11 protein-coding genes are annotated in these 14,212 nt (G+C 58.0%); 6 read left to right on the top strand and 5 right to left on the bottom strand.

Annotation, left to right across the window (positions count from 1 at the left end):
- Positions 1-20: 20 nt before the first annotated feature.
- Complete coding sequence (locus QJT78_RS42850; RefSeq protein WP_281460610.1) at positions 21-1,334, bottom strand: site-specific integrase; 1,314 nt, start codon at positions 1,332-1,334, stop codon at positions 21-23.
- 291 nt (positions 1,335-1,625) lie between these two features.
- Here QJT78_RS42850 and QJT78_RS42845 point away from each other — a divergent pair, with 291 nt between their 5' ends.
- Positions 1,626-3,239 carry a tyrosine-type recombinase/integrase gene (locus tag QJT78_RS42845; RefSeq protein WP_157791241.1) on the top strand — a complete coding sequence of 538 codons (1,614 nt, stop codon included), beginning with the start codon at positions 1,626-1,628 and terminating at the stop codon, positions 3,237-3,239.
- Positions 3,240-3,493: 254 nt separating this feature from the next.
- On the opposite strand, the gene QJT78_RS42840 is transcribed toward QJT78_RS42845, so the two are convergent.
- Positions 3,494-3,685 carry a CsbD family protein gene (locus QJT78_RS42840; protein ID WP_028170261.1) on the bottom strand — a complete coding sequence of 64 codons (192 nt, stop codon included), beginning with the start codon at positions 3,683-3,685 and terminating at the stop codon, positions 3,494-3,496.
- A gap of 368 nt (positions 3,686-4,053) precedes the next feature.
- On the opposite strand from QJT78_RS42840, the gene QJT78_RS42835 reads away from it, so the two are divergent.
- Positions 4,054-4,251, top strand: coding sequence for a hypothetical protein (locus tag QJT78_RS42835; protein ID WP_080586831.1), 198 nt, complete (start codon positions 4,054-4,056; stop codon positions 4,249-4,251).
- A gap of 698 nt (positions 4,252-4,949) precedes the next feature.
- Here QJT78_RS42835 and QJT78_RS42830 read toward each other — a convergent pair.
- Together QJT78_RS42830 and QJT78_RS42825 are read right to left on the bottom strand one after the other, a co-directional pair.
- Positions 4,950-6,899 carry a hypothetical protein gene (locus QJT78_RS42830; protein ID WP_281460609.1) on the bottom strand — a complete coding sequence of 650 codons (1,950 nt, stop codon included), beginning with the start codon at positions 6,897-6,899 and terminating at the stop codon, positions 4,950-4,952.
- Between the two features lie 2,005 nt (positions 6,900-8,904).
- Positions 8,905-9,606: a recombinase family protein gene (locus tag QJT78_RS42825; RefSeq protein WP_281460608.1), complete on the bottom strand. Its 702-nt coding sequence runs from the start codon at positions 9,604-9,606 to the stop codon at positions 8,905-8,907.
- Between the two features lie 236 nt (positions 9,607-9,842).
- Between QJT78_RS42825 and QJT78_RS42820 the strand changes: the two genes are divergently transcribed.
- The 3 genes from QJT78_RS42820 (at position 9,843) to QJT78_RS42810 (ending at position 12,996) form a co-directional block, all read left to right on the top strand.
- Positions 9,843-10,832 carry a lysozyme inhibitor LprI family protein gene (locus tag QJT78_RS42820; RefSeq protein WP_157791243.1) on the top strand — a complete coding sequence of 330 codons (990 nt, stop codon included), beginning with the start codon at positions 9,843-9,845 and terminating at the stop codon, positions 10,830-10,832.
- A 27-nt stretch (positions 10,833-10,859) separates the two neighbouring features.
- Positions 10,860-11,882 (top strand): hypothetical protein, encoded by a 1,023-nt coding sequence (locus QJT78_RS42815; protein ID WP_157791244.1) that lies wholly within the window; start codon positions 10,860-10,862, stop codon positions 11,880-11,882.
- A 316-nt stretch (positions 11,883-12,198) separates the two neighbouring features.
- Positions 12,199-12,996 (top strand): hypothetical protein, encoded by a 798-nt coding sequence (locus QJT78_RS42810; protein ID WP_028154555.1) that lies wholly within the window; start codon positions 12,199-12,201, stop codon positions 12,994-12,996.
- On the opposite strand, the gene QJT78_RS42805 is transcribed toward QJT78_RS42810, so the two are convergent.
- The gene (locus tag QJT78_RS42805; protein ID WP_028154554.1) at positions 12,993-13,241 is read right to left on the bottom strand and encodes a hypothetical protein; all 249 of its coding nucleotides are present in this window, start codon (positions 13,239-13,241) and stop codon (positions 12,993-12,995) included. The two genes, QJT78_RS42810 and QJT78_RS42805, sit on opposite strands and share 4 nt — an antisense overlap.
- A gap of 416 nt (positions 13,242-13,657) precedes the next feature.
- Here QJT78_RS42805 and QJT78_RS42800 point away from each other — a divergent pair, with 416 nt between their 5' ends.
- Positions 13,658-14,107 carry a hypothetical protein gene (locus QJT78_RS42800; RefSeq protein ID WP_038945320.1) on the top strand — a complete coding sequence of 150 codons (450 nt, stop codon included), beginning with the start codon at positions 13,658-13,660 and terminating at the stop codon, positions 14,105-14,107.
- Positions 14,108-14,212: the final 105 nt, after the last annotated feature.

Genomic DNA, 14,212 nt, shown 5'->3' with positions numbered 1-14,212 from the left:
TAAACGTCCTGCCTGACCGGCTACTGCTGTTCAGCGGCGCTGACGGCGATCATCAGGTGGGGGAGTTTCAAGTGACCATACCCGGGGGATTTTGACCGACCCACGGGGGCTATCTCAATGCCTACCTTTCCGGGCTTTTGGGCTAGCAAGGCTGAAACGTGTTCTGCCCAGCGTCCGAGCGCCTCGCGCATCTCGGCTGCGTACTTAGCGCGGTTATATACACCGGCAACGCCCGCCCGGTGGCCGCTGACGTGGTTTAGGATCGCTTCCACGACGTGCGGCAACACGCCGAGCCGGTCGGCCATCCCCGTAGACGCCGATCTCCGGAGATCGTGAACCGTCCAATGGGGCAGGGGCTCGCCTAGGGCCTCCGCAATGCGTGCATCCAGCGCCACCTTCGACTTTGACCAGCCGGAGAATCCACGATGCGGGTCACCGCTGCGTCGGGGACCATCACCGAAGAGGAAGTCTCGGCCGTTTTGGCGGTGCGGGAGCAGGGTCAAGGCGGCGGGAACCAATGGCAGCCGGTGCTCGCGACGGTTCTTGGTCCGGGCGCCCGGCAGGGTCCAGAGCCCAGAACTGGTGTCAAGTTCGGCCCATTGCATGCTGCCGACTTCATCGCGGCGTTGGGCCGTGAGCAGCAACAAACGTACGATGCGTCCGTAATCATCATCACCGCAGGCCCGCCAGATGGCTGATAACTCCGTCTCGGTGAGGACCCGTTCACGACTTCCCGGCTGGGCGGGTCGATGAGTGCCGAGAACCGGGTTAGCGGGAATGTCGAGGCCTTCCCGTATTGCCCAGTTGAACATTGAGGAGAGGGCTGTACGGGCGCGGGCTGCTGAAACCTTTCCATGACCTGATGAGATTTCAGCGATACGAGCCGAGATATGACGGCGGGTGATCTGGTAGACCGAGACCGGATGCAAGGGTTTCCAACCGACCAACAAGTAGCGTTCAAGTTCCGAATAGGTCCGGGGCTTCAGCCTTTGTTTGGCGTTCCGGAGATACTGATCCGCGATTACCCGGAGGGTGTCGGCCGACTGCAGGCGCGCCTTGGCTTTCTCGTCTGCCGGGTCTTTGCCGTTGGCAACCAGGCCCAAAAGCCGCTTGGCCTCCCTGCGTGCGAGCTCGGGTGTCCAGGGGGCGCCATGAGGACCGATGGTGACGAAGCGCTGCCGGCCGAACACGCGGTACTTGAGGACGTAGGTCGCTTGGTCACGTTGACGCCGAACGCCAAAGCCACGCACCGCTTCGCGGTGCTCTGCGTCCCAAATAATCTCGCCCGGCTTGAGCGCTTGTACTGCGCGAATCGTTATACTCGAGACCGCCATCGATCGCCTCTGTAGCTACCATGTAGCTACCACTATAGCGCGAATTACAGCGCAGGTAAGGCGACGGGCGGCGGGCTTAGTAATTGAAAATACTGAAATTTTCGTACAAACGGCGGGAATGGCGTAACGCCGGCGGAGCCCTTGCTGTGTCTGTGGAACAGGAGGTCGGTGGTTCGAGCCCACCCAACTGTACCAAGATTGCGGATAACACCGCGTTCTCAGCATCTTACTGATAGACCAGCAGTATTTGCGCCGCCTAGAATACAAAAGGCTGCACAAATGGCGTTGCGAATGGTCGCGTTGAATCGAGCCGCGGATGGTCGATGGTTTGCCCGCAAGGGTATCCCCGAGGACGTCCGCGAGAACTACCAGCGGCTCTATGGGCACAAGCGAGAAGCGCACCTCAAGCTTCCGGCCGGTACACCTAAGCACGAAGCCAAGGCCCGCCTCGGAGAGTGGGAGGCCGAGGTGGAAACGCGCGTCGCCACCCTGCGTGCCCAAAGGAACGGCGAGGGCCAGCCGCTCACCAAGCTCAACGCAATCGCGCTAGCGGGCCGCTGGTACAACTGGTTCGTAAAGCAGCATGAGGATGACCCCGGGCCGGCGAAACGTTGGCGAGAAACGGCCGACTACTTCGTTTGGGATGTGCTGCGGGATGAGGCCCCTGACAGTTACGAAGAGGACCCCAGCTCAGATCCGCACTCCGATTGGGAGAGGGCGCCCGAGGTTCGTGAGGCGGTGCGACCGCATGTGGCTGAGCTGGCGCGCACAGCGACCTTCCTTGCCGGCGAGGGTAAGGCCTTGAACGCTACCGCCTACGCGCTGTTCGTAGACGCGGTTAGCGACAACCTGTTGCCCGCTTTGTCGGTGCTTGAGAGACGGGCGAAAGGTGATTACTCGCGCGACAATACCCCCGACACCTTTCCGCCGTTCACAGATGGGACCGCGCGCTCGCCAAGTGTGAGCTGCTGGGATCTTTTCGAGGCCTTCGTTCTTGCAACGAAGCCTGCATCCAAGACGGTGACCCGTTGGCGTGCCGTTTTCCTTGAGATGCAGCGGGAGTTTGCAGAGGTAGGAGCAAACGGGATCACGGAGGACGCCGCGCGTAAGTGGGTGCATGGCCTGATTACAAAGGAGCGGCAGGCAGTAACTGTGCGCGAAGTGTGGCTATCGTCCTCTCGGCGCGTCTTCGGCTGGGCTCGCGAGCACAAGCGCATTGCGCAAAACCCATTCAAGGAAGTGCGGGTGGACGTGCCGCGGAGGGTGCAGACGCGTGAGGAGGGCCGGAGCTTCACCGACGCTGAAGCAAGCACCATACTGAAAGCGAGCTTAGCCGTTCAGAAGCCCGCCACGCCTACTGAGCGGACGCGCCGTTGGGTGCCGTGGCTATGTGCCTACTCGGGGGCGCGGCCTGGGGAGATCACGCAGCTGCGGGGCATCGACGTGGAGGATCGCAAGGGGCTGTTCGTGATGAAGCTCACGCCGGACGCGGGCACGATCAAGACAGCAAAGCCGCGCACTGTGCCTATCCACGAGCACCTCATTGCCGAAGGCTTCATTGAGATGGTGAGGCAGGTGGGGAAGGGCGCGCTGTTCTACAACGACAAGACAGCGCAGCGTTTGAGCGCTGATCCATTGAAGCCGACGCGGTCGCGTGCCGATACTGCCCGGGCGCACCTCGGAGAATGGGTCCGGGGGTTAGGCGTCAAGGACCCCGGACTTAGTCCGAACCATGCTTGGCGCCATACTTTTAAGAGGCGGGCTGACGAAATTGGGATGCCGGAGAAGATGAACGACGCGATAACCGGGCACACTCAAGCCACTGAGGGAAGAAAGTATGGCGCACCGACGCCCGCCGCCATGGCTGAGGCTCTCAAGAAGTTTCCCCGATACAAACTCGATTGATGGGTTCTGCCCCACAGGTTTGCGTTATTTTCAGGATGCGTTTCACCGCACAAACGCGCGTCCGAACATCGGGCCTGCGAGGCGCACACGCGGCACCAAGGCAAACCGATGACCGGCAGTCCAGTCTGTCTTCCAATAATCTTGCCTTTGTCGGCTGATGCACGAGAAGCGGATCGAGCCCAGACTCCACCAGACCGCCCAGTAAAAAAGAAAAGACCGCCCGGAGGCGCCTAGTTTGTGGGCTTCTCTTCTGCTTATTTTTTGAGGGCGTCAGCGGCATCCCGCGCTGCATCCTTCACATCTCCAGCGGCATTGTGGGCAGATCCCTTGGCCTTATCGATCTTGCCTTCGGCTTCCATGTCCTTGTCGCCAGTGAGCTTACCGGCACCTTCTTTGATGGCGCCTTTTGCCTTATCGGCAGCGCCCTTCACATGTTCCCGGTCCATAATCGCGTCCCTTTGCTGTACCTTAGACCAGCACAACGAAAGCGTTGCGAAGGCGTTCCTAGGAGAACGAGCAGTCTTGCTCACGAAAATTTCGGATCCGGCCCGTTGGAGGCTCTGAACAACGCTGCCATGTCCGTTCACCAGGCTTGACCGGAAGCGCTCGGTGTCATGCCAAACTGATGCGATTGACCCTTACCGGACCTGCCGTGGGCCTGGTTCCCGAATTTGTACTCCAGTTGGTGGTCAATATTGACCAGATGTCGGTTACCGGACATGCCAGACTTCCATGATCACCGCACGGCCCTTGGCTTTCATCGGTGATGAGAACGCTACTAGCGCTCCCGCCTCCTCTAGAATGGAGCAGCGCCATGCAGCGACGCCGTTTCAAGCAAACCACGTCCCTTGAAGAGCGCCTTGCCGAACAAGCCCAGCGTCTCCGTCAGGAAGCCAAAACGCTTCCACCTGGTATCGAGCGGGAGCGCGCGATCCGCAAAGCCCGGCAAGCCGAGACCGGCTCGCATATCAGTGAATGGCTAAACTCGCCCGGCCTGCAAGCTCCGAAGTGAACGTTGAAGCAGCCTGCGGCCTACTATCCCGATGGGATCTCAGAGCAGGACAATGAGCGCCGCCAACAGGCAGAGCGGGCGGTAAACCCTCTCGACAAAGAGACGTGGCTACGGCGAGCCCGTCACTGCCGCCCTGAATTTTTAACAAATGAGCAAAACGAGACAGCGGCGCAAGTCCGCGTTGTTCCATCCTGATAAAATCGCCGTTCGGCCATTGGCATCCATCGGTGACTGAGAGCATCACGCTCCCGTCCAACCCAAGTGGAGGGCGAACTATGTCGTCACTTAAACAACTTCAACGCCAGCAAATAAACCACGATACCCGCTATACGCACGGGCAGCTCGTACAGCTACGACGCCAGATGCTGCGGTTTGCCAGATCGACGCCGCCCGGGGCTGAGAGAAATGCACGTCGGCAGATCGCCCGATCGCTGCGCAGCCTTTTCAAGAACAAGGGATGGCTGGACGCTCACACCGCTGAAGGTTCGTAGCGCGCCAAAGACGTTTTTCCGCATGATTCGGGCATCAGCGGTGGTGCGTCAATTTGAAATTTGGGCTGAGGGCTCACGGCATATTGGCACGTCAGCATTTGCGCCGCTCTCGGATGGAGAGCGGACATGGTCGTAAATGGGCTGCTCAAACAAAAAGGGCCGCACCTGAGGGCTCCAAAGGGAAACCTTGGTGCGGCCATTGTCTTACTATACAGCTTTCAAGAGGAAGCTCTTCGCCCCCTTGCCCTTGCCCTCCGATCCATACGTGACCCCCAGTGCCTTTAGCGCCAGCGAGGTGGCATGATTCTCGTCGCGTAACGTCTTTTGTAGGTCCTTCCGTTGGTGCGGCTTCAGCCCAAACTCGCGGCCGATCAGGTTCATGTAGGTGCGGCCGGGACTGCGGTGCGCCATGTAGGTCACCAGTCGCTCGTGAGGTAGTCCCGAGCGCCTCACACGGACCTGCGGGCCGTCTGGCTCGAATGACCAGTCTTGTACGGAGACGTTGGGCAGTTCCTGCCGGATGTAGCGCAGTATCTCCGAACCACGGTCGCCAGTCGGCAGCACAATGAATACGTCTGTAGGAGCGCAGTGCCCTTGCACGTCAATCACCTTTCGGAGCCGAACGCGTCCGATGGCCTGCACGATGGACGCAGCAAGGTGACGCTGCTGGAGAAGCTCACGGACGTTCACGTGACCCTTCCATGAAGGGTTGTCGTGCCATTCGTCACCCTGCACACCTTGGAACGCGAAGAAAACATTGGTTCCCCAAACGTGGTCTCTGAAAGGGAGGCCTATGATCACCGCCGTGTCGTAGTCTTTGAACTCATTACTCCCATCTACAGCGCCCCAGTGCGTTGCGGATGCCGCCTTGACCCCAAGGTCATCCGCAGCCGGCACGAGATGCTCTACGCGCTTGTGCACAACGAAGAGGACTTGTTGTTCCGGGGAAAGGCGCTGAGCAAGGTTTTCTTGCAGAGCCGCAAACCGGGCTGCGGCCAGCTCCTCCATTGCGGTCTTGCCGATCCTCTCGGTGCGAGCGACGTGAAGGGTCACGTTGCTATAGTCCCGAACGCCCCGAGGCGTGGGGATGATGTCAGCACGATCCTCCATCAGGTCGTACATCAGATCCACGCCGGCTGTGGCATCGAGCACCACCGGCCCAGGTAGCTCTAAGGGGACCGCGAGGGCGGACGAGTTCAGCGTGTGCTCGCTTCCCTTCAAGGCCATAAACGCGTGTTGGTCGAGCAACTCTTCGGCGGCGACAAGCGTCTTGTCATACCGCTTCGCTAATCGGTCTCGCTCCTTATCGTCGTCCTTTCCAATCATCCTATCATAAGGCAGCTTGCGCATCTCGGCGCGGAGGCTGGAGAGGTCTACGACGGCCGGACTGTCGCCAGCAGCCCAAGCCAATGCAGTGCCGATGCGAAAGCCATCATTGACACCGGCGTGGAACAACATCTCCTCGCGTAGGGTCTCTAGGGCTTTCACCTCTCTGGGGTAGGAGAGCCGCATCTCGTGCGTTATGTGACCGATTACCCGGCTTAGCTCATCGAGTTTCACCTGACTGTGCTTCACTACGTTGGCTAAGGCCTCATCAACGATGGTGAGGAGACGTCGTCCACCACACCAGTTTGTCAACCGATGCCATCTATCAGCGTTGACACCGGACAAGGTCTCTTTAGCCCTGGTGTAGGCTTCGTGGGTGATGACTACGATGGCACTATTCGCCAGCTGCTCAGGGGTGGCCCTGTGGTCCGTATGGTCCGCTATGGCAACCACGCGACCTACGTAGGAGTTGATTTGCAATACCACCTCATCAACCTGAGCCTTAAGGCGAGTTACAATCATGACGCCAACTGGTTTAACACCATCAGTGACACCGGCATTATGCTCAGCTTGGAGAGCAGCATACACCACAGCCCCCATGGTCTTCCCTGAGCCGGTAGGAGGTTGAAGAACACGCCAGCGACTTGGCTGATCTTGAGCTGTCGCAATAATTGATTGCTGGTAGGTGTTCGCCATAATGCGCCATAGCTTCTTAAGGGGCTCGCTGGCTGGCATGTTGAACTCTTCGGTCCACCGTTGGGTGAACCTGTCGACGAACGTCTGCGGCGACACGAGAGCGTATTGCTCGTGCAGGCCGATATAGGCTGTCATAGTTTGGGAAATCCGTGCATAAATGGGGGTGAGATCCCTAAAGGATAGTACTTTAGAGGGTGGCCCCCCATTAAGGGAAACGAAGGCACTAGGGCCACAAGGTGTCCGTGCCGGTGAGTGTACGCATCTACTGAGATGCAGCTCTGATAGTGCTCAATTTTGAGCGTAGATATTCTTACGAAGGGGGTGGGTGTTATCTCCCTTGAGAGGTCTCGCCAGGTTGCTCTTAGAACCCACAGGGAAGCCGCAGGATTCATTTCGGGCCCAGGTGCTCTGTCTTGTCGCCCATGTCGAAAGGCGTTTCAGAGATTCCCGCAGGGAGCCTCAGAGCCATTGGTGTCCTTGAGAGCGCGGTGTCTCCTGAAGAGCAGCAGGGTGTCCCACCGGTTTCTGCGGGGGACCGTGGGCTTCTGCTTCAGTTTGCTCAGGTCCGCTTTCGTAGTTGTCTGGTCATAGGATGGCAGAAGGTGCGGTGCTTCTCGGCGCATAGAGGAGGGACGCCAAGGTCTCCACCGCGGACGGATGATCGGCGCCGTTCTCGATGGCGTGTCTGTAGGCGGCTGATGTGGGGTGGATGTTGCTGGGGGCGAGGTAGGTCCGCCGGGCAAGTTCAGCGAGTTCAGCAGGTGTCCACCCGGCCCTGATGAAAGCGCCAAGGGCCTCTCGGTGTTGGATGGTGCGGAGATACGAGCGGACTTTCTTGAAGTCGGGCGACGCTGTTGGCCCGGTGAGTGTAGGTGTCGATGGTTCGGTGTTGATGAGGGGCGAGTGGAAAGCGAGGAGGCAGCCTGTGGTGTCCATCAAGGGACTTGCGGATGCGCTTTCTGGTGAAGGTCAGTGGGCTTGGGCGCTAAGTGCTTGGCATCGTGGCCAAAGGTATCCAAAAGCGTGGGTTTTGTGTGCAGCTAACGAAACGCCGCTGAGGACATCCACCGGCCATCTGGGGACGGCTCCTTCGCTGTGACTGCGCCTTTGGGCAGAACGTGGTTGGATAGTTTGCTAAGTCCTTGATGTCTTTGGAGATGCCCAACAAAATCAATGGGGGCTATGCGCAATCGAGGGTCGATGGGACCCGCGAGGAATTCCAGGGCTGAACATGGGACCCATTGGGGACCCAAAGAGGCATCACCGCGCGGGACTTTGGAGCACGTTTTCAATCCACGAGCCGATTTCAGGCCAGAGCTTGGTCAGCAGAAAAATCAGAGCCAGGAGGGTAGGGCCCCACACCACCTCTGAAATCTTGAAGGAAGCGGGAGCTTCGGCCGCAGCAGCATGCGGACCCGAGGCTGACGCAGGCGATTGCGCAGTAGCACCGGACGCGACCCTAGGGACGCTCTTCACGGGTGACGGCATGGCGGGGCGTAAGGTAGGCCGCTGCGCGTCTTGAAGCTCCCGCAGATCGGACTGAAGGCGGCAAATCTCTTCTTGTGCGTGCTCGATTTGCCTACGGAGTACGTTCGTCTCCACGGCTGCCTTGTCCGTCCGCTTCGAAAGCTCATGGACGGCGCAGATGAGAAGGAAGCAGGCCCAGTAAACGAGGTTCTGGAATGTCGCTAACGGCGCCTCGCCTAGCACCGCCATCGCAAGCCACCCAGCCCCGAGCAAAAGCGCTATCCCAATTCCCACCGCACAGTCCCCTGCCCACAATGAGCCCACGTTACCGAGAGGAGCGCAGAGGCTCAACACAGCAGAACGGTGTAGAGCCGCACACCGCAGCAGAGAGCTTGGCGGCGGCGGCCCTTCAAGCCAAGGAAGCTTGAAGTCGGGGCGGGGCTTGATGCCAGATTAGGATCCCTTACCGGAAAGGGGACCCAAAGACTTTCGGCTCCTCAAAGGTTGGGCGGAACTAATTCTTTGCCGGCCGGCGTGTTCTCTTCAGTGCAGCAGCAGCCGGACCCCAAGGCCTCCCACGGCCACCGCAGGCCAAATCGCCTCAAGCGCCACGAACACTGTGGCCAAGAACGTCAGAACCGTTGCGTCTGCCACGTGTTGCATGGTCGCTCTCCTACTGAGCAGCAAGGCGGCTAAGCAAGCGCGACACCGCGGTCGGATGCCATACGTCTCCTCGGGGAGCCCTGATGCCCCGCGCGTGAAGCTCTTCAGCCATGCCGCGCACCGTGGTTATCCCTGAGCCGCGTATGTCATCCACGATGCCCTTGAGGTCGACGGCTTTCTCTACTGCGCCTCGCTTGAGTGCCTCTACCGCCTTTGCGTTGCCAACCTGCTTCCCTCGGAGCGCGCGTGCACCGTTGGGATTGCCCAGCTTCACGCCGCGTGCCTTGGCGGCCGCCAGTGCAGCCTTGGTACGTTCCCCGATAAGCCCGACTTCCAGCTCTGCCACAGCGGCCATCTGTGTCAGCAAGAAACGCCCCATGGCTCCAGGTGGCACGCTGGGAAGGTCGCAGAACACAAGGTCTACGCTGCTGGCAGCCAGCGCCCTGAGGAGATCCACATCGCGGGTGAGCCGGTCGAGCTTGGCAAAGACCAGCTTTGCGCCTGCGACTTTGGCGTGGGCAAGGGCGGCCGTGAGTTTTGGCCGGTCGTTACGTTTGCCGCTTTCCACCTCGACATACTCGGATAGCACCTTCCAACGGCCGCCGTTTAGATAGCTCTCGACGGCCGCACGCTGGGCCTCAAGGCCAAGCCCGCTTTTGCCTTGCCTGTCACGCGACACTCGCAAGTAAGAGACGAATTTGCCTTCAGCCATGGCTTACCCCCGCAAAACACAAATAGATGTAACGAACGTTAGATCAATTTGTAACAGAGGCGTTGCTCGGGACACCACATACATCTGGGAATCGCAGGGATTCTGTTTTGCATACCTAAGGTCGAGGTGCTCAAATTTGTTTCCAGCGCTCGACCGATTCGAACGAGGTACTGGAGCGGCTTTGACGTGGAGGCGGCAAGCGGCCTCGTGCCGAACTTGGCAAAGGAAAACCTGACGTGCCGAAGGTAGAATTTGGCGAGTTGCAGGCTTCTTACGGTGACCTGAATGAAGGGCCCCAAATCTGTGTAATGCGACTTCGGCAGTTGATGCTCATCATACAAGACCGCGACAAGGGGGAGCTTTGGCCGCTTGCACTGGTCAATGTTGCGACTTGCCTGGAGTGGTTCGCTCGGTCGCTGGTGAAGCATTTGATTGACTACTCCGCAGACCGAATAAATCCGAACGCCAAGCTATTGAAAGACCTTAAGATCAACTACAGCCTAATCGTTCAGGCGCGCGTCAATCATTTCTCGATTGGCGATATCGTTGCGATGAGCCGAAACTTCTCATCTTTCGATGAAATCGAAGGCACGCTGAACGACCTTACAAAAGAGGCAAAGCCGTCGATATTAGCGCGTGCCCAAAAATCATGGGCGGTCATGATGAGCGATGCGTTCCGCAGCGGGGCGCTGTCGCGAAGAACGATTGAGCGGCAGCTAAACAGGCTCTTCGAGAAACGAAATGAGTTGGTCCATGGCTCGCCGCGACACTTGGCTTACGATGATCAGCTCGAAGCTTTGGTTTCCAAGCGGGAGTTGGCGCTGTTTATTCAGTGTGCAATAGAGTACATGAGGCATGTGCTTTCAACGCTTGCGAAGTTCATTCCAGAGCTAAATGCACAAACAACGCGAGACCGTAACCTTAATCAAAGCAACCGCCTCCAAAACAGCAATAGAGCAATCAAAGAGTTGGAGCAGGCTATCGAGAGCCGTCTCGCATCTGATGCCACGTATCTAACTCAGTTTCGTAGGGCTCAACACGCTTGGCGCACTTGGCGAAATCGGGAGGCTGATTTTCAAACGACCGTTGTGTGGGGCCCGGCCGGTAGTGGCCGCCCCGCAGTGTACATGGGCTTAGAAACGACCCTCAGTATGGACAGGTTGCGAAGTTTGGAAAGCTATCTTCGCGAACTAGACCAGCAGGATAAGGTTAGCCGTACCTTATAGGCCTATGCCACCAAAGGGGAGCGCGAGTTGACACTTGTTGTTGGTAGAGTAGCTGGACCGCGCGTATCTATTGCGTCTGACACTCTGCTGACCGGTCCCGGTGATCAAGCGCTTCCGTTTCAGAACGGCGTGATAAAGTCATGCTTGTTGCCGGGGGACGTGAGCGTCGCCTTTTCGAACTCCCCTATAACAGCTGGACGCGCCTTTAGAGCGTTTGCGCAAAAATACCCATCTGGCGCGAGCTTTACCGAGGTTGTTAAGTTCTTTGAGAACTCGAGCCAAGAAACTGGCAACGAATACCTTATCGCGTTCGCCAATCCCGCGAAGCTCATCAAGGTGGTGGACGGGAGGCGTGTCAGCAGCCTTTCCAAGACGCAATGGATTGGTGATCAATCTGCTTATAAAAGTTTTCGGGGGTGGGAACTGAAGCAGAAGCCAAAAACCGAGCAAGGTCGTGCAATCAATGCCGTTGTCTTTGCTGACGACATGCCGAATTCGCCCGCGAGCGACTTGTTCTCTACTATGAGACACGTTGTTGCTGACCGATCCATCCCAACCGCGGGCGGCTTCGTGACCGTGGTAAGCAATTTCGATAACGGGTTTCGTTTCTCGGCTTACTCGGACATGTTGTTTGATTGGCCAAAGGGCAAACCAGCGGATTACGTTTTAGCACTTTCCGACTCCATCGCGTTCACGGCGACCGATGAAAATGCGAGCTTTGCCGTGGCTCAAGTCTCGCCCGGCTTCATGGGTGCCAACCTCGTTGCCTACTATTTTACACGGGCTCGAACGTTGTTCTTCTTTTACGGCGAGGGAAACGGCCTCGCGGAGCGTTGTCAGGTGTTCCGTGATGTGCCGGCCACGAAAATCTATGACACGTTAAACGGCTTTGTGCGCGCGGACCTCAAATGGTTGCTGCTGATCACCTCACCGCATAACTCTGGTCCCTATCGAGCTACCCCAAACATCAAGACGCCCGGCGTTCAGCTTTCCTGGTTCACTGAGGCGAATACAATCCCCGCGCCCCCAAATTCCATCATGGTCCCTTAGGCCGATACAAAACCCTCATACAAAAAGCGAAGTCGCCGGCGCAAATTGTTCAGGTTTATCAACGCTGATGGTGTCAGTTAGGGGTCCCTCCCACATGTACCTCGCCGTGCTTGCTGCGGTGCTCCGGCGACCGTGTAAACCTGCTTTACCACCGTTTAAATTATATACAACGCGCATCTCGGAATCCCTGCGATTCCGTTTTGCATGGCTTGATCGGAAACGCGCGCGCCGTTGAATGAAGGGTGTTTGGCGCAGACACGACTCAGGTATACATGGAAGCCATGGGACAAGACGCCAAGCCTAGGGATACCTTGGAATGACGGTCGCGACCGAGCAGCCTCGTGAAGCGGGCATCACTTCCTATGACGATGTTGTTGATGCCTACAACCTAACGATCCTGAAGGAGATAGGTGATTGGTCGCTGGACGGTACTGGTGACCTCGTGACGACGGAGGACGGTGAACCTCAACACGGGGATATCGCCTACAGCGGACTATTTCGGCTCGTGCAGATGTGGCGCTACAGCGAGCCGCACCTTCGTTACTTGTTTACGACGGTAAACGATATGCTGTCCCAGCGCCTTGCACTGGACGACGACCTAAACGCCGTAGGGGAGAAAGTGCATGACGAAATCATGCGCGGACATCGGATGCCGTTTTCTGGCGCGTTTGGCGCCGCCTTGCACGATGTGTGTGATCGACAGGCCGCAGCGGTCTTCGGCGCGGGTATCTATGCCGGTTCGTTGATGCTGATGTTGAGCACTGTGCTTCTTCGCCTTAGGGACGATATTCAAGGGAAAGATCAGTGGACCACGGTGGGGCCGTTCTTCAATGGTCATTCCGTTGGGGCGATTATCGAAGCTGGCGCGAATGGCTTTCGTCACGCAGACGAGTGGGCCAAAACTCGACCGCCGACTACGCAACAGAAGCGCTCTCAGGATATTATAGAAGGCGCGCTGCAGGGGCGCCCCCCGCCCGACGAAGGCAGCCCCGGCGCGTGCGTAGAGCTTTTGGCCGTGCTTAGTGGCGGTGCCTTTGAAGGTCTAGCCTCGAATGTGTTCGCGTTCGCCCACAATTTAGCGGCCGAAGCGCGCTCAAAGGCGCACCCGGCTTAAATAGCACGGGTCTGCATTTTGACGCGGACTTTAGGTTTTTCCAGCCAGACGGCTTGGTCCACACCTTTCAGCGAACGGCGGACCTCCAGAGCGCAAAGTCTGCCACCCTTCGTTCTCTTATAAAATCCGGCAGGGAGCCATGGCTTCGAATTCTTCTTCTGTGAAAGAAGGTTGACCATGCCTCGCTCTTTTTCCCAATCATCAAGGTCATGCCATCTCTCCACGCCGACGAATCGCATCATCATGCCCTTGGGGAAGGATGAAGTTACAGCGTGTGGCGATCAAGGCCGACATGCCCGCGTCTTGTGAATGGGCTTCCACGAAATACAAAACGCTGATACAAAGCGCTCGCGAGCGGACGAAAATTCGCTAGGTTTATCAACGCTGAAACGGTGCTCTGGCGGTTCCCACCCAACTGTACCAATGATTTCAATTTTCTAGCTGAAAAGTCGCCGAGCCAAGAGCCGCCTTAGCGGTGGCCATAGGCGGAGATCGCCAAAACCTGCGCTCGCACGGGCTCCTATGCCGAGAGCGGCAATCTTCGAAATCAGCCCGTACCGCTGCAATGCACTCGGCGCCCTTGTGGATAGATAGAGCCTCGGCTTGCCGGCGCATCTATTTTCGTGATCTGTTCCCGTCCTTTCAACTTCTAGGTGATGGAATGGCAGGCGAAAAGCAAGGGTATAAGCTGACGGTGGCCGGCCCCGGGCACAACTTTGAGCGCGAAGTTGACGAAGCGATTGCGAGCCAAATCATTTCTCTCGTGATGACTGGCAGAGTCTCTCAGCCAGCCGGAGGAGCGCACTCGCAGGGCACCTCCCACGGCGGTGGAGCGATAGGGCGGGCTCACGCAGCCAGCCATGGTGCACCAGTCAAGGTCGGCGGTTCGCTCGCCAGCCACATCAAGGCTAAGAAGGGTGACAAAAATCAGAACAATCGCTTCTTAGCGACAGCGCATTGGCTCACTGGTCGGAGCGAAAGTCCGCTTACGGCAAAAGCTGTCGCCGGGGCCTTAGCGGATCATAATCAGAAGCGCCTAGCGAACCCTGCCGATGCACTGAACCAGAATGTTCGGAAGGGATATTGCGAGAAGCGCAAGGATGGCTCGTAAGCGACGTTCGCGTCCCACTCGCAAAGGTTTGGCGTGGGGATTGCAGTCTGTTGATCAACGTGTTTGCAAATCGTTGGCGGGGGGTATGGAGGCGGCAACGACGGA

Source organism: Bradyrhizobium sp. Mp27, from assembly GCF_029953005.1.
In the GTDB taxonomy this organism is placed as follows: Bacteria; Pseudomonadota; Alphaproteobacteria; order Rhizobiales; family Xanthobacteraceae; genus Bradyrhizobium; species Bradyrhizobium barranii.
This window is presented reverse-complemented; position numbering and strand designations above follow the sequence as displayed.